Annotated in this window: 24 protein-coding genes; 8 read left to right on the top strand and 16 right to left on the bottom strand. The window is 60.0% G+C overall.

From position 1 onward, the window contains the following. The first annotated feature begins 59 nt into the window (after window positions 1–59). Entirely contained in the window at window positions 60–584 is a 525-nt protein-coding gene (gene fabA, locus ACONT6_RS02585) for a 3-hydroxyacyl-[acyl-carrier-protein] dehydratase FabA (RefSeq protein ID WP_105103213.1), read from the top strand. A gap of 95 nt (window positions 585–679) precedes the next feature. After that, window positions 680–1,903: a beta-ketoacyl-ACP synthase I gene (fabB, locus tag ACONT6_RS02580; protein WP_428820285.1), complete on the top strand. Its 1,224-nt coding sequence runs from the start codon at window positions 680–682 to the stop codon at window positions 1,901–1,903. Between the two features lie 79 nt (window positions 1,904–1,982). Here the strand turns inward: fabB and ACONT6_RS02575 are convergent, their stop codons facing one another. The 4 genes from ACONT6_RS02575 to ACONT6_RS02560 all read right to left on the bottom strand — a co-directional run bounded on the left by ACONT6_RS02575 (window position 1,983) and on the right by ACONT6_RS02560 (window position 6,338). Beyond that, on the bottom strand, window positions 1,983–2,828 hold the full coding sequence (locus tag ACONT6_RS02575) for a sugar nucleotide-binding protein (RefSeq protein WP_428820284.1): 846 nt from the start codon (window positions 2,826–2,828) through the stop codon (window positions 1,983–1,985). 17 nt (window positions 2,829–2,845) lie between these two features. After that, complete coding sequence (gene ssb, locus ACONT6_RS02570; RefSeq protein ID WP_428820283.1) at window positions 2,846–3,430, bottom strand: single-stranded DNA-binding protein; 585 nt, start codon at window positions 3,428–3,430, stop codon at window positions 2,846–2,848. 205 nt (window positions 3,431–3,635) lie between these two features. Beyond that, on the bottom strand, window positions 3,636–4,808 hold the full coding sequence (locus ACONT6_RS02565; RefSeq protein WP_428820282.1) for an MFS transporter: 1,173 nt from the start codon (window positions 4,806–4,808) through the stop codon (window positions 3,636–3,638). Window positions 4,809–4,934: 126 nt separating this feature from the next. Continuing rightward, window positions 4,935–6,338: a mannose-1-phosphate guanylyltransferase/mannose-6-phosphate isomerase gene (locus tag ACONT6_RS02560; protein WP_428820281.1), complete on the bottom strand. Its 1,404-nt coding sequence runs from the start codon at window positions 6,336–6,338 to the stop codon at window positions 4,935–4,937. 141 nt (window positions 6,339–6,479) lie between these two features. Here ACONT6_RS02560 and uvrA point away from each other — a divergent pair, with 141 nt between their 5' ends. From uvrA to ACONT6_RS02530, 6 genes are all read left to right on the top strand, one after another. After that, complete coding sequence (gene uvrA, locus ACONT6_RS02555) at window positions 6,480–9,308, top strand: excinuclease ABC subunit UvrA (RefSeq protein WP_428820280.1); 2,829 nt, start codon at window positions 6,480–6,482, stop codon at window positions 9,306–9,308. A 49-nt stretch (window positions 9,309–9,357) separates the two neighbouring features. After that, entirely contained in the window at window positions 9,358–10,587 is a 1,230-nt protein-coding gene (locus ACONT6_RS02550; protein ID WP_428820279.1) for an Nramp family divalent metal transporter, read from the top strand. A 40-nt stretch (window positions 10,588–10,627) separates the two neighbouring features. Continuing rightward, complete coding sequence (pxpA, locus tag ACONT6_RS02545) at window positions 10,628–11,377, top strand: 5-oxoprolinase subunit PxpA (protein ID WP_428820278.1); 750 nt, start codon at window positions 10,628–10,630, stop codon at window positions 11,375–11,377. Then, a complete protein-coding gene (pxpB, locus tag ACONT6_RS02540; RefSeq protein ID WP_428820277.1) occupies window positions 11,371–12,153 on the top strand; it encodes a 5-oxoprolinase subunit PxpB in 783 nt (260 codons plus the stop codon). Before pxpA ends, pxpB begins: the two co-directional genes overlap by 7 nt. Then, the gene (locus tag ACONT6_RS02535; RefSeq protein ID WP_428820276.1) at window positions 12,150–13,082 is read left to right on the top strand and encodes a biotin-dependent carboxyltransferase family protein; all 933 of its coding nucleotides are present in this window, start codon (window positions 12,150–12,152) and stop codon (window positions 13,080–13,082) included. Before pxpB ends, ACONT6_RS02535 begins: the two co-directional genes overlap by 4 nt. A gap of 178 nt (window positions 13,083–13,260) precedes the next feature. Then, window positions 13,261–15,309, top strand: a complete 2,049-nt coding sequence (locus tag ACONT6_RS02530; RefSeq protein ID WP_428820275.1) for a glycoside hydrolase family 19 protein — start codon at window positions 13,261–13,263, stop codon at window positions 15,307–15,309. 91 nt (window positions 15,310–15,400) lie between these two features. On the opposite strand, the gene ACONT6_RS02525 is transcribed toward ACONT6_RS02530, so the two are convergent. The 12 genes from ACONT6_RS02525 to rplR all read right to left on the bottom strand — a co-directional run bounded on the left by ACONT6_RS02525 (window position 15,401) and on the right by rplR (window position 22,296). Next, window positions 15,401–15,658 (bottom strand): YeaC family protein, encoded by a 258-nt coding sequence (locus ACONT6_RS02525; protein ID WP_428820274.1) that lies wholly within the window; start codon window positions 15,656–15,658, stop codon window positions 15,401–15,403. Window positions 15,659–15,777: 119 nt separating this feature from the next. Then, window positions 15,778–16,170, bottom strand: a complete 393-nt coding sequence (rplQ, locus tag ACONT6_RS02520; RefSeq protein ID WP_010133817.1) for a 50S ribosomal protein L17 — start codon at window positions 16,168–16,170, stop codon at window positions 15,778–15,780. Between the two features lie 120 nt (window positions 16,171–16,290). Further along, window positions 16,291–17,295, bottom strand: a complete 1,005-nt coding sequence (locus tag ACONT6_RS02515; protein ID WP_078084448.1) for a DNA-directed RNA polymerase subunit alpha — start codon at window positions 17,293–17,295, stop codon at window positions 16,291–16,293. 45 nt (window positions 17,296–17,340) lie between these two features. Continuing rightward, a complete protein-coding gene (gene rpsD, locus ACONT6_RS02510) occupies window positions 17,341–17,961 on the bottom strand; it encodes a 30S ribosomal protein S4 (protein ID WP_078084436.1) in 621 nt (206 codons plus the stop codon). A gap of 15 nt (window positions 17,962–17,976) precedes the next feature. After that, the gene (gene rpsK / locus ACONT6_RS02505) at window positions 17,977–18,366 is read right to left on the bottom strand and encodes a 30S ribosomal protein S11 (protein ID WP_043320820.1); all 390 of its coding nucleotides are present in this window, start codon (window positions 18,364–18,366) and stop codon (window positions 17,977–17,979) included. Window positions 18,367–18,410: 44 nt separating this feature from the next. Next, window positions 18,411–18,767 (bottom strand): 30S ribosomal protein S13, encoded by a 357-nt coding sequence (gene rpsM / locus ACONT6_RS02500; protein WP_078084435.1) that lies wholly within the window; start codon window positions 18,765–18,767, stop codon window positions 18,411–18,413. Between the two features lie 455 nt (window positions 18,768–19,222). Further along, complete coding sequence (gene rpmJ, locus ACONT6_RS02495; RefSeq protein ID WP_010133825.1) at window positions 19,223–19,339, bottom strand: 50S ribosomal protein L36; 117 nt, start codon at window positions 19,337–19,339, stop codon at window positions 19,223–19,225. A 39-nt stretch (window positions 19,340–19,378) separates the two neighbouring features. Continuing rightward, the gene (gene secY / locus ACONT6_RS02490; RefSeq protein WP_428820273.1) at window positions 19,379–20,725 is read right to left on the bottom strand and encodes a preprotein translocase subunit SecY; all 1,347 of its coding nucleotides are present in this window, start codon (window positions 20,723–20,725) and stop codon (window positions 19,379–19,381) included. A 12-nt stretch (window positions 20,726–20,737) separates the two neighbouring features. Further along, entirely contained in the window at window positions 20,738–21,172 is a 435-nt protein-coding gene (gene rplO, locus ACONT6_RS02485) for a 50S ribosomal protein L15 (protein WP_078084433.1), read from the bottom strand. A 1-nt stretch (window position 21,173) separates the two neighbouring features. Further along, window positions 21,174–21,359: a 50S ribosomal protein L30 gene (rpmD, locus tag ACONT6_RS02480; protein WP_010133829.1), complete on the bottom strand. Its 186-nt coding sequence runs from the start codon at window positions 21,357–21,359 to the stop codon at window positions 21,174–21,176. A 66-nt stretch (window positions 21,360–21,425) separates the two neighbouring features. Further along, window positions 21,426–21,935, bottom strand: a complete 510-nt coding sequence (gene rpsE, locus ACONT6_RS02475) for a 30S ribosomal protein S5 (RefSeq protein WP_078084432.1) — start codon at window positions 21,933–21,935, stop codon at window positions 21,426–21,428. A gap of 10 nt (window positions 21,936–21,945) precedes the next feature. Further along, window positions 21,946–22,296, bottom strand: coding sequence for a 50S ribosomal protein L18 (gene rplR / locus ACONT6_RS02470; RefSeq protein ID WP_078084431.1), 351 nt, complete (start codon window positions 22,294–22,296; stop codon window positions 21,946–21,948). Window positions 22,297–22,298: the final 2 nt, after the last annotated feature.

Below are 22,298 nucleotides of genomic sequence, written 5' to 3'. Positions count from 1 at the left end.
GCTATCCTTAGCCCTTAGAATGCCGGCTCGTGTAAAGATTGCCCAGAATCGGGGACCCAATGAGTAATTTTGTTCAAAAAAGCAGCTACACCCGCGAAGAACTCCTGGCCTGTGGCCGTGGCGAGATGTTTGGCCCGGGCAACGCGCAGCTGCCCGCTCCCAACATGCTGATGCTGGATCGCATCACCCACATTGCCAAAGATGGCGGAGAGTTCGGTAAAGGGGAGCTGATCGCCGAACTGGATATCACGCCCGACCTGTGGTTCTTTGACTGCCATTTCCCCGGCGACCCGGTCATGCCCGGTTGTCTCGGTCTCGACGCCATGTGGCAGCTGCTGGGCTACTTCCTGGCCTGGAAAGGCAACCCCGGTCGCGGACGCGCCCTCGGTTGTGGCGAGGTCAAGTTCACCGGCCAGATCCTGCCGACCAACAAAAAGGTCACTTACCATATCCAGATGAGCCGACTGGTAGAGCGCAAGCTGGTTATGGGTATCGGTAACGGCTCCGTATCCGTGGACGGACGCGAGATCTACACCGCCAAAGACCTGCGTGTAGGCCTGTTCACCCGCACCGACAACTTTTGATCTTTCTGTCTGTCAGACATTCTCTGGCAGACAGATAGAAACACTGTCATATAAAAAAATAACAATTCACTCTACAAGTTTTATTGGAGATCACTATGCGCCGTGTAGCCATTACCGGAATGGGCATAACTTCCTGCATCGGCAATAACACCCAGGAAGTGCTGGCCTCCCTGAAAGCCGGCCGCAGCGGCATCCGCTACATGGAGGAATACGCCGAGCTGGGTCTGCGCAGCCAGATCGCCGGCGTAGTCGATATCGATATCAAGGAACATATCGATCGCAAGCACCTTCGCTTCATGGGCGACTCCGCCGCCTACGCCTACATTTCCATGGCCGAGGCCATCGCGATGTCCGGCCTGGAAGAATCGGATATTTCCAACCCGCGCACCGGCCTGGTGATGGGCTCCGGCGGCACCTCTACCGCGGCCATCATCGAATCCGCGAACATCCTGAAAACCAAGGGTGTGCGTCGTGTGGGCGCCTTCCGCGTACCCCAGGTGATGGGCAGCACCGTATCTGCGTGTCTGGCAACCCCGTTCAAGATCAAGGGTGTGAACTACTCCATCTCCTCCGCGTGTGCCACCTCCGCACACTGTATCGGCAACGGTGCAGAGCTGATCCAGATGGGCAAGCAGGACGTGGTATTTGCCGGCGGCGGTGAAGAACTGGCGTGGAGCCTGACCCACCTGTTTGATGCCATGGGCGCACTGTCCTCCAAGTACAACGACACTCCGACCAAGGCATCCCGCCCCTACGATGCCAACCGCGACGGTTTCGTCATCGCCGGTGGTGGCGGCTGTGTGGTTCTGGAAGAAATGGAGCACGCCAAGGCCCGCGGTGCGAATATTCTCGCCGAGCTGGTGGGCTACGGCGCAACTTCCGATGGCTACGACATGGTCGCACCCAGCGGTGAAGGTGCGGCGCGCTGCATGCAGCAGGCGCTGGCCGGTATGGACGGCAACGGCCTCGAGGGCGGCGTCGACTACATCAACACCCACGGCACCTCCACCCCGGTGGGCGATGTCGCGGAACTGCGTGCGATGAAAGAAGTGTTCGGCGACAAGGTACCGGCGTTCGCCTCTACCAAGTCCCTTACCGGTCACTCTCTGGGTGCAGCGGGTGTGCAGGAAGCCATCTACACCCTGCTGATGATGCAGAACGACTTTATCGCCGCTTCCGCCAATGTGGAAACTGTGGACGAAGCCGCACAGGGCCTCGACCTGGTGACCGAGCTGCGCAACACCGAAGTACGCCGCGCGCTGTCCAACAGCTTCGGCTTCGGCGGCACCAACGCCAGCCTGGTGTTCGACAAGGTCTGATTCCTGCCGCACATAAAAAAGGGCGAGCCGCGCTGCGACTCGCCCTTTTTTATTGCCGGCTGTTCGGCATCGATAGCTTTCAGGATACGGGTTTCTGCAGGCGCTCGAGCCACAGTTCAACCTGTCGGGTCAGCCCCTGGCGCCAGCTGCGCTGCTGAATACCAAACACATCCCGCAGCCTTTCACAGCTCAGCACCGAAGAGCGATCCTCTTCCTCGGTCTCCAGCGCGACCAGTTCTGCGGCAAAATCTTCACCGTAGAGTGAGCGCACGCGGTCTACCACCTCGTGCCCGAACTCCATGGAACTGCAGGTATCCGCGGAACCGTAGTGATATACACCGGACAGGGGGCCACCGCTGGCCAGCTGCTGGACAATGGCGACGGTAACGCGCACCAGGTCGGAAACGGTGACCGGGTTGCCGCGACTGACATCTTCCAGATTGACCGGCTGACCATCCAGCAAGCTGCGCAGAACCCGCCCCAACAGTGCATTTTCGCTGCGATCCACCAGCCACCCCAGTCGCAGGATGCTCGCGTTTTCCACAGACGAAAAGGTTTCCTCACAGGCCAGCCACTCGAGCCCGCGCTCAGATGCGGGTGAGGGCTCTTCCTCTTCATCAATCTTCTTGCGACGGGCGCGGCCAAAAACCGCGTAAGAGGACAGGTGCAGCAGCGCAGTACAGGGCAGTTCACGCACCGCTTCGCAGATGGCACGCGCCTCACCTGGGGGAGCGCTGCCACAACTGGCCGCGTTGATCACGATGGCGTCGGAACGCGTGGATAAGGTATTTGCGGCCAGCTGCTCGCGACCGAGCAACTGCACGCGAAAGCCCACTTTCTGAAGGCCCTTCTGCAGGGCGCTGTCGATGGCGTTACCGGCACCGATCAGCACCACGCTTTCCGGCTGATAGCCTGTGTGATGCATGGAGGTCTCCCCTCCGATCAGAACGGGATATCGTCGTCGAAGCTGTTATCAAATCCACCCGCCGGCGGCTGGTTGCTTGCAGGCTTGTTCTGCGGCTGGCCCGCGGGCTGGTTGGCCGGCGCCATGGGAGAAGGTGCGGAGCGGCCCTGGGAGAACTCGTCCTGATAACCACCGCCCTGCTGGCCCTGCTGACCGTATCCGCCACCCTGCTGCTGGAAGCCCTGGCCGCCGCCCTGCTGGAAGCCACCGCCACCCTGCTCACCGCGGCCATCCAGCATCTGCATTTCGCTGGCGACGATTTCGGTGGTGTAGCGATCCTGGCCGGAGGTCTTGTCCTGCCACTTGCGGGTGCGCAGCGAGCCTTCCAGGTAAACCTTGCTGCCCTTGCGCAGGTATTCGCCGGCAATTTCCGCAAGGCGATTGAAGAACACCACGCGGTGCCACTCGGTGCGCTCCTGCTGCTGGCCGGTCTGCTTGTCTTTCCAGGTTTCGGACGTCGCCAGGGTGACATTGGTGACAGCACCGCCACTGGGCATGTAGCGGGTTTCCGGGTCACCGCCCAGGTTGCCAATCAGGATTACTTTGTTAACGCCCCTGGCCATAAGCCTCTCCTCTCCGTGAGCCTCACCCGGGTACAGGTGGAGGCCCGTTCAGTATTCAAAAGTTCAAAATTGGGAAAAGCGACGGCGCACGGGTTGTGCCCGGTGCGCCGTCGCCGACAGTGTATTTATATCCAGCAGCATACAACACTCGCCCGGGGGGCGTCACCGCCGCCGAACAGTGGGCGATGTGCCGCCGGTGCCGGACTCAGCTACCGGCCACGGTGACCCGTGCTCCACGCATCTGCCACCAGGCCAGCGCCCACAGCACCAGCACCCCCAGCGCCAGGGTGGCCACCGCGCCGGCGCCTCCCTGCCCGTAAACCACGCCGCCCAGGCTGCCGCCAACAAAAGCACCGAGGAACTGGAGCGTCGCGTAGAGACCGGTGGCCGCGCCGCGGCACTCTGCGGGGGCTATGCGGGTCAGCTGCGCCGGCAGCAGGGCCTCGAGTAGATTGAAGGCGAGGAAGAACAGCCCGAGGCAGGCCACCATCCAGCCCCCGTGTACCGGCGTCATCAGCGCCACGCCACCGAAAACCAATCCCAGCAGCGCCAGGCGCATGGCCGCAGGCACCTGCTGGCGCTTTTCCGCCATACGCATCAGCGGCAACATCAAGATGAAGGCACCTAGCATTAAGGGACCGTAGAGCTTCCAGTGTGCATCGCTGGCCAGGTGTAGCCGCTCCACCAACAGCACGGGCAGCGGCACGAACAGCATGGTCAGCAGTAAATGCAGGAAAAACACCCCGCACACCAGGCGCCACACTTCCCCCTGCGAGAGCAGGCGCGCAAAGTCGCCCTTTTGCGGCGCCCTGCGCTGGAAGTCCTGCGGTGTGGGCACCAGGCGCCACACCAGCAGCATGCCGAACAGGGCGAGCACGGCGGTGAGCCAGAAAATGGCCGACAAACCGCCAAAGCCCGCGAGCAGCGGTCCCAGAACCACCGCCAGCACAAAGGCCACACCGATGGAGGCGCCGATCACCGCCATCGCCTTACCACGATTTTCATCGCGGGTAAGATCCGCCGCCAGCGCCATAGTGGCCGCGGCAATGGCACCAGCCCCCTGCAGAATACGTCCGGCAATGAGACCGAAGACAGAATCGGTGAGCGCCGCCACCACACTGCCGAGGGCAAAAACCGCCAGGCCGAGGAAGATCACCGGCTTGCGCCCCCAGCGGTCGCTCAGTACCCCCAGGGGAATCTGCAGCAGGGCCTGGCTCAGGCCGTAGGCCCCCAGCGCCAGCCCCAGCAGGGCCGGAGTGCTGCCCTGATAATCCGCCCCGTACAGGGACAGTACCGGCAGCACCATAAACAGGCCCAGCATGCGGAAAACGTACAGGGAAGCGAGACCGGCGAGAGCGCGGCGTTCAGTGGGGTTCATGCGAAATTCCGGACACGGCGAAAAACGGGCCGCATTGTATCAGCGGGAGCGGCGGAGTTTGATACCCCGCCGCCTAACCGGTGGATAGCGAATGGCTATCGGAGGATGACGACCGATCGAGGGCGATCAATCGCGACCATATTTGTCCTCGAAGCGGACAATGTCATCTTCGCCCAGATAGCTGCCGGACTGGACCTCGATCAACTCCAGCGGAATCGCGCCCGGGTTTTCCAGACGGTGTACGACCCCGAGAGGGATAAAGGTGGATTCGTTTTCCGTAAGCAGCAGCTGGTCGTCGCCGCGGGTTACCTTGGCGGTGCCACGCACCACGATCCAGTGCTCTGCGCGGTGATGATGCATCTGCAGGGACAGCTGGCAGCCGGGCTTGACCACAATGCGCTTGACCTGGAAACGGGGACCGGCGTCGATGGAGTCGTAATAGCCCCAGGGACGGAACACCTTGCGATGATTCTGCGCTTCGCTGCGCTCACTCTGCTTGAGCCGCTGTACCAGGGTCTTCACTTCCTGCACCCGGCTTTTGTCCGCCACCATCAGCGCGTCATCGGTATCCACAACCACCAGATCACGCACCCCCAGGATGCCCACCAGGCGGTCACCACCGTGCACCAGACACCCGGAAGCGTCCTCGGCCATCACATCGCCGCGCAACAGGTTTTCATTTTCGTCGCGCTCCGCCAGCTCCCACAGCGCAGACCAGGAACCGACATCGCTCCAGCCGGCCTGCATCGGCACTACCGCCGCGGATTCGGTTTTCTCCATCACCGCATAGTCCACGGAATCCGACGGGCAGCGGCCGAAGGCCTCGGCGTCGATACGGGTAAAATCCAGATCCCGCGCGGCGCCGGCAATGGCGCCACGACAGGCTTCCAGCATCTGCGGGTGGTGCAGTGACAGTTCTTCCAGATAGCGCGAAGCGCGGAACAGGAACATGCCGCTGTTCCAGTTGTACTCACCGCTGGCCAGGTACTTCTCCGCGGTAGCCTGATCCGGCTTTTCCACAAACTCGGCGACTTTCCAGCCTTCGGACACCGCCTCGCCACTGCGAATATAGCCATAGCCGGTCTCGGGGCTGGTGGGCACGATGCCGAAGGTCACCAGGTGGCCGTTCTCCGCCAGTTCAGTAGCGGCGGTCACCGCCTTGCGGAAACCGTCGGTATCTGCGACCACATGGTCCGCCGGCAGCACCAGCAACAGCGGGTCATCGCCCTGCTCCACCGCAGTCAGCGCAGCCAGGGCGATGGCTGGTGCGGTGTTGCGTGCACAGGGCTCCAGCAGGATCGACTGGGCTCCACAGCCCGCTTCCTGCAGCTGTTCCGCCGCCGCAAAGCGGTGGTTTTCATTACACACCAGGATCGGCGCCTGGACATCCGCGATGCCGTCGACACGCAGGGCGGTAGCCTGCAGCATGGTATGGCTGCCGGCCAGGGGCAGGAACTGTTTCGGGTAAGCTTCGCGAGACAGCGGCCAGAGGCGCGAGCCACTGCCACCACAGAGAATGACGGGGATCATGATTTCCGTGTATCCAGACTGATTTATTGGTTGGTATTGATTGCGGGGCATTTTCGCACACTGGCACGCCAGATTATACTTGACCGTTTTCGCCCGCCCGGCCACAGCCCCGGGCAACATCCCAGCAAAGCAGGAAACCCATTGGACACGATTTACGTCAGAGGTGCCCGCACCCACAATCTCAAGAATATCGATCTGGATATTCCCCGCGACAAACTGATCGTGATTACCGGCCTGTCTGGCTCTGGTAAGTCCTCACTCGCGTTCGATACCCTGTACGCCGAAGGTCAGCGCCGCTACGTGGAATCCCTGTCCACCTACGCCCGCCAGTTCCTGTCGATGATGGAAAAGCCGGATGTGGATACCGTGGAGGGGCTGTCGCCGGCCATCTCCATCGAGCAGAAGTCCACCTCCCACAACCCCCGCTCCACCGTGGGCACCATCACCGAGATCTACGACTACTTGCGCCTGCTGTTTGCCCGGGTGGGCGAACCGCGCTGCCCGGAGCATCACGAGCCACTGCAGGCCCAGACCATCAGCCAGATGGTGGACCAGGTGCTGGCTCTGCCGGAAGGCAGCAAGGTCATGTTGCTGGCGCCGGTGATTCGCGACCGCAAGGGTGAGCACTTGCATGTATTCGAGCAGCTGCGCCGGGACGGTTTCGTGCGCGCGCGTATCGACGGCACCGTGTGCGACCTGGACGACACTCCCAAGCTGGACAAACGCAAGAAGCATACCGTCGAGGTGGTCGTCGACCGCTTCAAGGTGCGCGACGACCTGCAACTGCGACTGGCGGAATCCTTCGAGACCGCACTCAACCTGACCGATGGTATCGCCTCCATCAGTTTTATGGACGGCGACCAGGAAGACCGGATGTTCTCCGCCCGCCACGCCTGCCCGGTGTGTGATTACTCACTGGACGAGCTGGAACCGCGCCTGTTCTCGTTCAACAATCCCGCGGGTGCCTGCCCGGCCTGTGACGGTCTGGGCGTGAAGCAGTTCTTCGATGAGGACAAGGTGATCCTGGACCCGGAAAGCAGTATTTCCGAGGGCGCCATCCGCGGCTGGGACAGACGCAACGTTTACTACTACCACATGCTCGACTCCCTGGCCGAGCATTACGACTTCGACCTGGACAAGCCTTGGAAGAAGCTGCGCAAACGGGACCGGGAAGTGATCCTGCACGGCAGCGGCGATGCCCAGGTGGACTTCAGCTACGTCAACGACCGCGGCGACGTCACCATCCGCCGCCACACCTTCGAAGGCATCATCCCCAACTTCCAGCGCCGCTACCGGGACACCGAGTCCCAGTCCGTGCGCGAGGAACTGGCCAAATACCTGAGCACCCAGAAGTGCCCGGACTGCTCCGGCACCCGCCTGCGTCGCGAAGCGCGCAATGTGTTTGTGGATAACCAGACACTGGCCCAGATCACCGAGCTGCCGGTGGGAGACGCCTTCGAATACTTTGCCCACCAGCTCCAGTTCAAGGGCGCGCAGAAAGAGATCGCCGACAAGATCCTGAAAGAACTGCGCGATCGCTTCCGCTTCCTGGTGGACGTGGGGCTCAACTACCTGACCCTGAACCGCAGTGCCGAGACCCTGTCCGGGGGCGAGGCCCAGCGCATTCGCCTGGCAAGCCAGATCGGCGCCGGTCTCGTGGGCGTTATGTACATTCTCGACGAACCCTCCATCGGCCTGCACCAGCGCGACAACGAGCGACTGCTGAATACCCTCACGCACCTGCGGGATATCGGCAATACCGTGATCGTCGTGGAACACGATGAGGACGCCATCCGCGCTGCGGACTTTATCGTGGATATCGGCCCCGGTGCCGGGGTACACGGGGGCGAGGTGGTGGCCGCCGGCACCCACGACGAGATCGCCGCCTGTGAACGCTCACTTACCGGCCAGTACCTGTCCGGGGCCAAGCAGATTGCGGTGCCGAAAAAGCGCAACCCCGCCACTGGCGAGGTACTGCGTATCGAGGGCGCCAGCGGCAACAACCTCAAGGATGTGGATCTGGAAATTCCCGTGGGGCTGTTCACCTGCGTTACCGGGGTATCCGGTTCCGGCAAATCCACCCTGATCAACACCACCCTGTATCCCCTGGCTGCCACCGCACTGAACAAGGCCACCACCCTCAAGGCTTCGCCGTTTAACGAAATCGAGGGGCTGGACCACTTCGACAAGTGTGTGGACATCGACCAGAGCCCCATTGGCCGCACACCCCGCTCCAACCCCGCCACCTATACCGGGATTTTCACCCCGATCCGCGAACTGTTCGCCGGCACCCAGGAAGCGCGCTCCCGCGGTTACAAGCCGGGTCGTTTCAGCTTCAACGTCAAGGGTGGCCGCTGCGAGGCCTGTCAGGGCGACGGTGTGATCAAGGTGGAGATGCACTTCCTGCCGGATATTTATGTGCCCTGCGATACCTGTAAAGGCAAACGCTATAACCGCGAAACCCTGGAGGTACATTACAAGGGCAAGAACATTCACGAAGTGCTTGAGATGACCGTGGAGGATGCACGGGAATTTTTCGATCCGGTGCCTTCCATTGCCAAGAAATTGCAGACCCTGATGGATGTGGGCCTGTCCTACATCAAGCTCGGCCAGGCCGCGACCACCCTGTCTGGCGGTGAGGCACAGCGGGTCAAGTTGTCCCGCGAGCTTTCAAAACGCGATACCGGGCAAACCCTGTACATTCTCGACGAGCCTACCACCGGCCTGCACTTTGCCGATATCCAGCTGCTGCTGGACGTGCTGCACCGGCTGCGCGATCACGGCAATACCATCGTGGTGATCGAGCACAACCTGGATGTGATCAAGACCGCGGACTGGATCGTCGACCTGGGCCCGGAAGGCGGTTCCGGCGGCGGCGAGATTATTGCCACCGGCACACCGGAACAGGTGGCCAAGGTGAAGGGGTCGCACACCGGGCGCTTCCTGAAACCCATGCTCAAGGCCAGCTGATCGCGCAACCGGGCAAACTGCAGGGACACAGACAACACAGGGGAAACCAATGCTAAAAATAAAAAGATCCCTGAGTATCGGGCCCGCCACCATGGTGGCGGCGGCGTTTATCGGGCCGGGCACGGTGATCACCGCAAGCCTGGCTGGCGCCAACTACGGCTACGCGCTGCTGTGGGCCCTGCTGTTCGCAATCGTGGCCAGCATCATTCTGCAGGAAATGTCTGCACGTCTTGGCCTGGTGACCGGTGAAGGGCTCGGCGAAAATATTCGCGACGCACTGCGGCAACCACTGCTGCGCTGGCCGGCAATGGCGCTGGTGATCAGCGCGATCGTGATCGGCAATGCCGCCTATGAAAGCGGCAACCTGGCTGGCGCCAGCGCCGGCATGAAATTACTCGCCGGTAGCGATACAACACCCGCAGATTCCCGCACCCTGTGGCCGCTGCTGGTCGCGGCGATTGCCGCAACTCTGCTGTGGAGCGGCAGCTACCGGATTATCGAGCGCGCCCTGATCGCCCTGGTCGCGCTGATGAGTCTCGCTTTTCTGTTTACCTTTGCGCTGACGCGGCCGGATTTGAGCGGATTGTTTTCCGGACTATTGATCCCCAGTCTTCCCAGCGGCGCCACACTTACCGCCATAGCACTTATCGGTACCACCGTGGTGCCCTACAACCTATTCCTGCACAGCTCCAGCGTCAGCCAGAAATGGCAGTCCGCAGAGCAGCTCCCCCTGGCCCGTCGGGATATCTTTTTTTCCATTCCCCTCGGCGGACTGATTTCCATCGCGATTGCCGCCACCGCGGCATCCGCATTTTTTAATCACCAGTTGTCCATCTCCAGTGCCAGTGAAATGGCGCGCTCGCTGGAGCCACTGTTCGGCAGCGGGGCGCGTTACTGCATGGGCATCGGCCTGTTTGCCGCGGGAATATCCTCCGCCCTCACCGCACCGCTGGCATCGTCCTACGCGCTATGCGGGATACTGGGGAAACCGGCGGACCTCAAAGCGCTGCACTTTCGCGCCATCTGGCTGACCATTATTGTGATCGGCGCGGTGGTGGCGATTCAGGGCATCCGCCCGCTGCGCCTGATCTGGTTCGCGCAAATTGCCAACGGCCTGCTGCTCCCGATAATCACAGCCTTCCTGTTGTGGACTATGAACAGCGTGCGGCTCGGCCAGCACCGCAATACCTGGTGGCAGAATACTCTGGGCGCTGTGGTACTGCTGATTTCCCTGGTGCTGGGCGGCCGCAGCCTGCTCAGTGCCCTCGGCTGGCTGTGATCCAGCAATACAGGCAGCAGTTTTTGTAGACGGAATTACCATGCACACCATCGATATCAATTGCGATCTGGGCGAAGGCGAAACGGCGCAAGACTGCGCGCGCGATGCGCGCATCATGCCGTTTATTTCCCGCTGCAATATTGCCTGCGGCGGCCACGCCGGCAACGCGACCACCATGGCGCTTTCGCTGCAGAATGCGCGCGCTGCCGGTATCGCTGTCGGCGCGCATCCGGGTTATCCGGACCGGGAAAACTTCGGCCGTGTGTCCCTCGCACTCCCCCGCCAAGCCCTGCTCGCTTCTCTGCGCGAGCAGGTGCAAACCCTGCAAAAACACGCAGCCAGAGAGGGAGTGACTCTCACCCATATCAAACTGCACGGTGCACTCTATAACGATGCCGAGGCCAATGACGGCCTCGCCGATGACCTGGTGCAATTGATCGCGCAGGAATTTCCCGACCTTAAAATTCTCGCCCTGGCCAACGCGGCGATGGAAAAAGCTGCGCAAAAATACCGGCTGCCGGTATTGCGCGAAGGCTTTATGGACCGCCGCTACCAGAACGACCACCAGCTTGCTCCGCGCGCCGTTGCGGGTGCAGTTATCCGGGAATTCGACCAGTGCCTGACTCAGGTGCTGGCGCTGACCCGCGGCGAACCTTTTGCCTCCATCGGTGATGAACTGCTGAAATTTTCCGTCGACAGTATCTGCCTGCACGGCGACAACCCGCAGGCGGAAGTCATCGCCCGCAAGCTGCACACGGAATTGTCGCGCGCCGGAATCCGTATATGCTGAACGGCCCCGCTTTCGAGTTGCTGGCGAATGGAGACTCGGCACTGGATATCCGCTTTGCCGCGGATCCCAGCGAGGCGTTGAGCGAACGCATCATCGCCCTCGCGGAGGTCATCGAGTCCTGTGCGCAACTGCCAGCAATCACCGAGCTGGTACCCGCCTACCAGTGTCTGACCGTCTGCTACGATCCGCTGCAGCTTCCCCGCGGCAAATCCGGTGCACCAGATACCGCTTTTCTCGCGCAGACACTGCAATCACTGACCGACAAAGTGCTCGCGCAGTCAGGCCGTGCGCGTGGCGAGCATCACCTGATCCGCATACCGGTATGCTACGACGCAGCCTTTGCACCGGATATACAAACCCTTTGCGCATCCTCGGGCCTCGCGGTGGACGAAATTATCCGTAGACACACCGCCCCTCACTACCTGGTACATATGCTCGGCTTCACCCCCGGATTCCTGTATCTCGGCGGACTCGACAAAAGCCTGCATTGCCCGCGCAAGGCGCGCCCGGAGTTGCAGGTGCCTGCAGGTTCCGTGGGTATTGGCGGTGCACAGACCGGCATCTACCCCCAGGCTACCCCGGGGGGCTGGCAGATCATCGGCCGCACACCGCTGGCCCTGTTCCGTCCGCAACAAGAGCCGGCATTTATCGCCTGCCCTCTGGACCGGATACAGTTTGTCGCAATCAGCGCCGCAGAATTTGCCGCAATTGATCCCATGTCCCCACTGGAAAAAGTACCACTGGATAGTGGAATTAAACCGGAGGGCAGACGGTGAGCCTGCGCATTACCAAACCGGGGTTACAGACCACTATTCAGGATGGCGGCCGTCCGGGAAATTTGCGCTGGGGACTCGCCCGCGGCGGTGCCGCGGATACTTTCGCCATGGCCCTGGGGAACCTGTTGCTGGGCAATCCTGCGTCTCACCCGTGTCTGGAAGTGGCCGTCACCGGCCCGGAAATTGAGTTCACCTGCGATGTATCCATCGCCGTCACCGGTGCCCGTTTTGACCTGACCCTCAACGAACAGGCTACCGCCAACGACCGGGTAATTGCGGTGCACCCCGGCGATCGCCTGCGCTTCGGCGCCCTCAAGTCAGGCGCACGGGCATATATTGCCCTGGCCGGCCATATCGAGCTGCCCCCCATCCTGGGCAGTCTTTCCACCCATGTGATTGCCGGTTTCGGCGGATTGCAGGGCCGCCCCTTGCAGGCGGGGGACCGGATATCCCTGCGCCAGTGCCGCCAGGAATCCGCGCGACAACTGCCCCCCGCATACCGGCTGGATTACTCCACGCGACCGCTATTGCGCGTGGTCACCGGACTCGAAGCGCAGCATTTTTCCGACGACACCCTGGCGCGGTTTTATCAGGGCGGATTTACGGTTTCTCCCCAGAGCAATCGCATGGGTATACGACTTGCTGGCGAGCCGCTGCCCGTGGAGGGAATTCCGCAACAGGTATCCTCCGCGCTGTGTCCCGGTACCGTGCAGGTACCGCCCAATGGCCTGCCCATTATCAGTTTCGTCGAGGGACAGACCATCGGCGGCTATCCGCGTATTGCCCATGTAATCAGCGCGGATCTGCACCGCCTGGGACAGCTGACAGCGAGTGCGCGGCTGGATTTTGAAGTGGTCGACCAGCACGCGGCCCACCGCATTCTGGCGGGCAAGTCCCGCCTGCTCGCGGAGCTTCCATCCCTGCTGTAAACCCACACCCGGGGTATTTCCCGCACTGATTCGCAAATGACACAAGCCGGGCGCAAATGGCGCGCGATCCCCTTCCCGATACCTCAGGCTTTCGCTAACTTCTCCCACGCCTGATGACAGCGCTGTCAGCGCATATGTCACAGACCTAGCAAGCAATAACAATAACTCAGGAGAAGACATGCCAACTCAATCCCGGCCAACACCGGCCGCAACCCCCGCAACCGCAAGGCGGCGTATCCGACAAACACACACCAGAAGCGTCCTGTACGCCCTTTTACCGCTGATGACGCTGCTGGCGATACCAGCACAGGCCAATCTGCCGGCAGAGCCTTACGAGGCCGGACAGAGCTATTCCGGCGGCAGCCTGGTGTGTTACCAGGGCGACCTGTTCAGGGCGCAGTGGTGGGCCGGCCCTTCTGACTCCCCGCAAGCCGCCTACACCGCCAGCAATAGTTGGGATACCCCCTGGCTACTGGATGACCCGGGCGCCTGCGTCGCAACGGGTACCAACCTTCCACCGCTCGCCGAGGCCAGCGCAAGTCCCGCAGAAATCACCGGGCCCGGTAGCATTGCCCTGGATGGCAGCCTGTCGTCGGATCCGGACGGCGACCCGATCAGCTACACCTGGGCACAGATAGCCCCGACAACCCCGCAGGCAAGCATCCAGGCACCGAGTGCCAGCGGTACCCAGGTAGATTTACCAGATGTGGGGGAAGACACCCTGTATCAGTTCCGGCTGGGCGTAGCGGACGCCGACCACGTTACCTACACCACGGTCGAAGTACTGCAGCGTGCGGGCGCGGTCATCCCCGCGCCCCCTGTTGCAGCGATCACGGCCTCCGATACCAGCCCGACCTGTCCCGCCAGTATCGAGCTGAGCGGCGCTACCTCCAGTTACCCGGACGGGGAGAGCTTCGTGTTTTTCTGGCGACAGGTCAGTGGCCCCGCCGCGGAGATAGTGACACCCAACGCCATAACCACCACCGTGAACCTGCCGGACCCGGGTGCGAATGCTTCCTATATTTTTGAACTGGAAATCACCAACGGGGAAGTCACTGCAACTGACTCCATTGTGATCGACCAGCAATGCAGCGACGCGGGCTTCAGCATTCCCCTGAGCACATTGGAAGCCCGCGAAGCGGAACTCACCTCCAGCGAGCTGTTCACCCAGGTCAAAGCCTCGATCGTCACCCGGGAAAACGCTGAGGTAGAAGCGGTGGTAGCGGGACGCGCGCAGAACCCGACGAATGTTTTGCGAGTGGAATCCATCATCGGTAATGCGGACTGGGAATTCCTGTTTCCCGTGCGTGCACCGGAATATTCCTACGGTAACTTCCTGCGCGCGGTGGCGAAATTCCCGGCTTTCTGTGGTGATTACGATGACGGCCGAGACGCCGATGCCATCTGCCGGAAGTCCCTCGCCACCATGTTCGCCCACTTCACCCAGGAAACCGGGGGGCATACGCCACACTGGGCAGAACCGGAATGGCGCCAGGGGCTCTACTTTCTGCGCGAGCAGGGCTGGAACGAAAGCACGCCGAATGGCTATGGCATCTGCGATCCCTCCACCTGGCAGGCACAGCAATGGCCCTGCGCGACCTTCGCCGACGGAAGCTACAAAAGCTATTTCGGCCGCGGCGCCAAGCAGTTGAGCTACAACTACAACTACGGCCCCTTCTCTGCCGCTATGTACGGTGATGTGAATGTGCTGCTCGAACAACCCAGCCTGGTCGCGGACACCTGGCTGAACCTGGCCAGCGCAGTGTTTTTCTTCGTCTACCCGCAACCGCCCAAGCCGAGCATGCTGCATGTTATCGACGGTACCTGGCAGCCGAACACGCACGACCTCAACAGCGGCCTGGTGCCTGGGTTTGGCGTCACCACCATGATCATCAACGGCGGCATCGAATGCGGCGGCAGTAACGAGCATGCACAATCGCAAAACCGCATCGACTATTACCGCAATTTCGCGGATTACCTGGAAGTCCCGGTACCCGCGGGTGAGGTACTCGGTTGCGCGAGCATGGGCCGGTTTGAAGTGGGTGGCGCGGGCGCCATGGAGATCTACTGGGAGCAGGACTGGAGCTGGGACCCCAGCTACCCGAATGGTGAAAGCTACGCCTGCAAACTAGTTGGCTACCAGACGCGATTTTCAGCTTTTATTGATGGCGACTACGCGCGCTGCGTAGATCACTTCTTTGACGTGAATATCGATTACCAGAACTGACCTTCCGCAGCCGCCTTAAGCGGCTGCATATATGAACGGATGCGGTGTCGCTCATGCGACGCCGCATTGCAGTCCTCGCCGGGCCTCGTGATCAGGAGTCGACCCAGCTCACCACCTCGTCTTCATGCTTGTCTGCACAGGGCGTCGCCTTCGGTGGCACGTAACCCACACGTTCCGTGGGCGAGCGATGCTGTTGCTCCCAGTGCGCCACGGCTTCACCGCAGAGCGTTTTCTGCTCATCCGTAAGAGGCACGCCGTTCGGCCACTTACCGAGCTCGATCGCGCGCTTGAGGCTACCCACAATCTGTGGATTGAGGGCCTGCAATAAATCATTCAGGGACTGGAACATATCGGCTACCGTCGCGAAGGATGCAATAAATCCTGGATCAAAGACAAAAAAAGCCGGTCAATGACCGGCTTTTCTCGCTCGGCACAAAACTCGTACCGATAAACCCGGGGCTATTCGCCTCAGGCTTCAGCTGCTTCTGCAGTCTCGTCCGCTACCGGACGATCCACCAGCTCGACGTAGGCCATAGGAGCCTTATCGCCTGCACGGAAACCGCATTTCAGAATGCGGATGTATCCGCCCGGACGGGCTTCGTAACGGGGACCCAGTTCGTCGAACAGCTTGCGCACAGCATCCTTGTCGCGGATACGGGCGAAAGCCAGACGGCGGTTGGCAACACTGTCTTTCTTGGCCAGGGTGATCAGCGGCTCAGCAACGCGACGCAGCTCCTTGGCTTTGGGCAGTGTGGTTTTGATCAGTTCGTGCTCTACCAGAGAGGCGGTCATGTTCTTGAACATGGCCTTGCGGTGAGAGCTGGTACGACTGAATTTACGGCCACTATAACGATGACGCATAACTCAATTCCTCACGACTTCAATTGCTTTCTCAGCAAGTCGTCTGGGAGCGGTGCTTGCAGTTGCGCGCACCACTCGGTTTTCTTCACGCGGGCGGGCGAGGCCCGCGCCACAAACGCTTTACAGGGAGCTCAGCTTGCTGTCGCCCTTGAGGCTGGCCGGCGGCCAGTTTTCGAGGCGCATACCCAGGGACAGACCACGGGAAGCCAGAACGTCCTTGATCTCGGTCAGGGACTTCTTGCCCAGGTTCGGGGTCTTCAGCAGCTCTACTTCGGTACGCTGAATCAGGTCGCCGATGTAGTAGATGTTCTCTGCTTTCAGACAGTTGGCCGAACGCACGGTCAGTTCCAGGTCGTCTACCGGACGCAACAGCACCGGATCGACTTCCTCTTCCTTGGTTTCCGGCTGGGCATCCTTCTCGCCTTCCAGGTCCACAAATACTGCCAGCTGCTGCTGGAGAATGGTGGCGGCGCGACGGATCGCTTCTTCCGGGTCCAGAGTACCGTTGGTCTCCAGGTCCAGAACCAGCTTGTCCAGGTCGGTGCGCTGTTCTACACGCGCGGATTCCACGCTGTAGGAAACGCGACGAACCGGGCCAAAAGAGGCGTCCAGCTGCAGACGGCCAATAGCGCGGGTCTCTTCTTCGTCTTCACGACGCGCATCGGCGGGCTGGTAGCCACGGCCGCGCGCAACAGTCAAACGCAGGTTGAGTTCCACGTCACCGGTGATGTTGGCGATCACGTGCTCGGGGTTCACGATTTCAATGTCGTGGTCCACCTGAATGTCGCCAGCGGTCACTGCACCCGGGCCTTTCTTGCTCAGGCTCAGCACTGCCTGGTCCTTGCCGTGCATCACCACCGCAATTTCCTTCAGGTTGAGCAGGATTTCGATTACGTCTTCCTGCACGCCCTCAATTGCGCTGTACTCGTGCTCAACACCGTCGATCTCAACTTCAGTGACGGCGCAGCCCGGCATGGAGGACAGCAGGATGCGGCGCAGCGCGTTGCCAAGAGTGTGGCCGAAACCACGCTCCAGCGGTTCCAGAACCACTTTAGCGTGGTTCTGGTTGTACTCGGTGACGTCAATACGACGAGGTGTCAAAAACTCGTTGACAGCAGTCTGCATAGCCATACCTGTATTACAGTTTTATTCCTTAAATGGAACAGAGCCTTACTTGGAGTAGAGTTCCACGATAAGGTTTTCATTGATCTCTGCCGGCAGATCGACGCGATCAGGAACGCGCTTGAAGGTACCTTCGAGCTTGCTCGCATTCACGTCTACCCACTCTACGTCACCGCGCTGTGCAGCGAGGGAAACGGAGTTCTGGATACGCATCTGCTTTTTGGCTTTCTCGCGAATAGCGATAACGTCGCCTTCCTTAACCTGATAGGAAGGGATGTTTACTGCGCTACCGTTAACCAGAATCGCCTTGTGGGAAACCAGCTGACGCGCTTCAGAGCGAGTAGAGCCGAAGCCCATGCGGTAAACCACGTTGTCGAGGCGTTTTTCCAGAAGCTTCAGCAGGTTTTCACCAGTTGCACCTTTCAGGCGCGCCGCTTCCTTATAGTAGTTACGGAACTGCTTTTCCAGCACGCCGTAGATGCGGCGTACTTTTTGCTTTTCACGCAGCTGAACGCCGTAGTCGGACAGGCGACCGCGACCGGCGCCATGTACGCCAGGCTTGGTTTCCGCGCGGCACTTAGATTCGTGCGGGCGAACGCCACTTTTCAGCTGAAGATCGGTACCTTCCCGACGGGAAAGCTTACATTTTGGTCCAATATAACGTGCCATTTCGTCAACCCCCTCTTACACGCGACGTTTCTTGGGCGGACGACAACCGTTATGCGGGATCGGCGTCACGTCGGTGATGTTGGTGATCTTGTAGCCGCAGTTGTTCAGGGCGCGAACGGCAGATTCGCGACCCGGGCCGGGGCCCTTAACTTCGACATCAAGGTTTTTCAGGCCGTACTCCTGAGCGGCAGTACCTGCGCGTTCAGCGGCAACCTGGGCTGCGAAAGGGGTACTCTTACGAGAACCGCGGAAACCGGAGCCACCTGCAGTAGCCCAGCTCAGAGTGTTGCCCTGACGGTCAGTGATCGTCACGATCGTGTTGTTGAACGATGCGTGGATGTGGGCAACACCGTCGACAACGGTCTTTTTGACCTTTTTGCGAACAGTAGTTTTTGGCTTAGCCATACCTGTATCCTAAATCCTGTACTTGTGAAGACTAGCGCGATCGATTACTTACGGATCGGCTTGCGCGGACCCTTACGGGTACGGGCGTTAGTCTTGGTGCGCTGACCGCGAAGCGGCAGGCTGCGACGGTGACGCAGACCGCGGAAGCAACCCAGGTCCATCAGACGTTTGATGTTCATGGATACTTCACGACGCAGATCACCTTCAACGGACAGTTTCGCAACTTCACCGCGGATGGTTTCGATCTGGTCTTCGGACAGATCACGAAGTTTGGTGGATTCAGCGATACCTACCGCTGCCAGAATAGATTTTGCAGTAGTGCGTCCGACACCATAGATATGGGTCAGGGAGATCACTGCGTGCTTGTGGTCTGGTACATTGACACCAGCAATACGTGCCATAGAGGCGTACTCCACGTATTGTGAACCAGCGCAACTTTGGTGATGGCGCGGTTCAATTCTCGATTCGGCGCTGACAGCGAATAAAAAGCCACCAGCACCACCAAAAAGGCGCGCAAGAATAGCTTTTCAGACACCAAATTGCAATAGCCCGCCTTCCCAAGGCCGAAACCCGGGGTAAAGCGGACGACAGTCAACGCCCCCTGTTTGAAACCTTAGAACCAGCCAACCGACTGACTCTCTGGTTTCGCCGCACGCTAATTGCGTTGCGGAGCGCCTTTTTACACGGGGCTGTGCAAGAAGGCAAATTTTTGATCACTCTCTTTACAAGACCGGCGAACCGGACCCTGCAGAGAATGGCGTCGCTAGAAGCCCATCCCAGGGCGGACGCCGGCCCGGCCATCCGTGGCCGGTCGCCAAGCAATGCTGCGGAACACCACCGGTATTCCGCTCATTGCTTAGCCCTGCCGCTGCTTGTGACGCGGTTCGGCGCTGCAGATTACCCGCAGAACACCTTTACGACGTACGATTTTGCAGTTACGGCAGATCTTTTTAACAGAAGCGCGTACTTTCATGACCTTACCTCAATTCAATCCTGCTGCTGTGGATGCCGATCAACGGCGGCCGTAGCTTTGCAGATTTGCCTTTTTCATCATCCCCTCGTACTGGTGGGACAGCAAATGCGACTGCACCTGTGCCATGAAGTCCATCACTACGACCACGACGATCAGCAGCGAAGTACCTCCCAGATAGAAGGGAATGTTCAGCCCGACCACCAGGAACTGCGGCAGCAGGGATACCAGAGCGATGTAACAGGCACCGACCAGGGTCAAACGAGTCAGAACGCTGTCGATATAACGCGCGGTCTGCTCCCCGGGGCGGATACCGGGCACATATGCACCGGATTTTTTCAGGTTGTCTGCCACTTCGTTCGGGTTGAACATCAACGCCGTGTAGAAGAAACAGAAGAAGCCAATCAACAGTGCGAACAGAATAATGTTCAGCGGCTGACCGGGGCCCAGCTGGAGCGCCATCCACTGCAGGATCTGCGCACCGACACCTTCGCCACCCTGACCGAACCACTGCGCAAGAGTCGCAGGGAACAGCAGGATACTGCTGGCAAAGATCACCGGGATCACACCGGCCATGTTGACCTTCAACGGCAGGTGGCTGGACTGTGCCGCCGGCGCCTGCGAGTAACGACCCGCCTGGCGCCGCGCGTGGTTAATGGTGATACGGCGTTGGCCGCGCTCCATAACCACAACGAAGTAGACAACAGCAATCGCCACGAAGCCGATAGCCAGCAACATCAGGATATGCAATTCACCCTGACGCGCCTGCTCGAAAGCCTGGCCAATAGCACTGGGCAGCCCGGCAACGATACCGGCGAAGATCAGCATGGAAATACCATTGCCAACACCGCGCTCGGTGATCTGCTCCCCCAGCCACATCATGAACACTGCACCGGTTACCAGTGACACTACGGCCACAAAGTAGAAACCGAATGCCGGTTCAGCGGAATATGCGAGGTTCTGACCGGCGAGACCAAAGGTCATACCGATGCCCTGGATCAGGGCCAGCAACACCGTCAGATAACGGGTGTACTGGTTGATCTTGCGACGCCCTGCATCACCTTCCTTCTTTAACGCCTCCAGAGAAGGCGTCACCGCGGTCATCAACTGCATAATGATGGACGCGGAGATGTAAGGCATGATCCCGAGGGCCAGAATACTCATCCGTTCCAGTGCGCCACCGGAAAACATGTTGAACAGGCCAAGGATTGTTCCCTGGTTCTGATTAAACAGGTTTGCCAGCTTTTCCGGATCAATACCGGGCACCGGAATATGGGTCCCTATTCGATATACGAGAATCGCGAGAAACAGAAAACGAAGGCGAGCCCAAAGCTCGCCTAATCCCTTGCCGTTACCCAGGGAGTTAACACCAGATCCTGGTCGTGCCATTGGGGCCTCGATTTAGTCTTCTACTTTTCCGCCAGCAGCTTCGATGGCCGCTTTAGCACCTTTGGTGACGCCGAGACCTTTCACGGTTACCGCTTTGGTCAGCTCACCGGAAAGGAACACTTTGGCGCGCTTAATGTGGCTGCCGATAATATCGGCATTTTTCAGCGCTGCCAAATCAATCGTGTCACCTTCTACCTTCGCCAGCTCCGCCAGACGCACTTCCGCTACAAAGCGGCCAACGCGAGAGGTGAAACCGTACTTCGGCAGGCGCTTCTGCAGCGGCATCTGACCGCCTTCGAAGCCCGGACGAACGCTACCACCGGAACGGGCCTTTTGACCCTTGTGACCACGGCCACCGGTTTTACCCAGACCGCTACCGATGCCGCGACCAACGCGCTTGGCGCTGTGCTTGTGACCCTCAGCGGGAGACAAATCGTTTAAACGCATGTTACGCCTCCTCAACTTTTACGAGGTAGTTCACTTTGTTGATCATGCCGCGCACAGAGGGAGTGTCTTCCACTTCCACAGTGTGACCGATGCGGCGCAGACCCAGACCAGCAACACATGCCTGATGATTTTTCAGGCGACCGTTGATGCTCTTGACCTGGGTGACTTTGATGGTCTTCTTAGCCATGACTCATTCACTCAAAGCAAGTTCAGAGTGGGCCGCAGCGATAGTGCTGCTGCGACCCAAACCGAATCAGTTCAGGATTTCTTCCACAGACTTGCCACGCTTGGCGGCGACGTCTTCCGGGCTGCTCATTTTGCCCAGAGCACTGAAAGTGGCGCGAACGACGTTTACCGGGTTGGTAGAGCCGTAGCACTTGGCCAGTACGTTGTGGACACCAGCCATTTCCAGTACGGAGCGCATGGCACCGCCGGCAATTACACCGGTACCCTGGGAAGCGGGCTGCATGTATACCTTGGAACCGCCGTGGCGACCGTTGGTAGCGTACTGAATGGTGTCACCGTTCAGGTCTACCTGGATCATGTTGCGACGCGCAGCTTCCATTGCCTTTTGGATGGCAACTGGCACTTCGCGAGCCTTGCCACGACCAAAGCCAACGCGGCCATTGCCATCGCCAACTACGGTCAGAGCGGTGAACGCGAAGATACGACCACCTTTTACGGTTTTGGCAACGCGATTGACCTGGACCAGCTTTTCCTGGAGGCCTTCGTCGTTGCTCTTCTCGACTTTATCTCTAGCCATAACTCAACCCTTAGAATTTCAGACCGGCTTCGCGGGCAGCGTCTGCCAGGGCCTTAACACGGCCGTGGTATTTGAAACCGCTGCGATCGAAGGCTACCGCTTCAACGCCGGCGGCCTTGGCACGCTCAGCGATCAGGGTACCGACGGCTTTAGCAGCGTCGACGTTGCCGGTTTTGCTTTCACGCAGGTCCTTGTCCAGAGTAGAGGCAGAGGCCAATACCTTGTCGCCTTCGGCAGACAGGATCTGTGCGTATATGTGGCGCGGAGTGCGGTTCACTGTCAGGCGAACGGCGCCCAGCTCACGGAACTTGGCGCGGGCACGACGTGCACGACGCAAGCGAGATTGCTTTTTAACGTTCATAT

Source organism: Microbulbifer sp. MCCC 1A16149, from assembly GCF_050368945.1.
Lineage (GTDB): Bacteria > Pseudomonadota > Gammaproteobacteria > Pseudomonadales > Cellvibrionaceae > Microbulbifer.
Note: the sequence above shows the minus strand (reverse complement) of the source record. Positions and strands in the feature narration are given on the sequence as shown.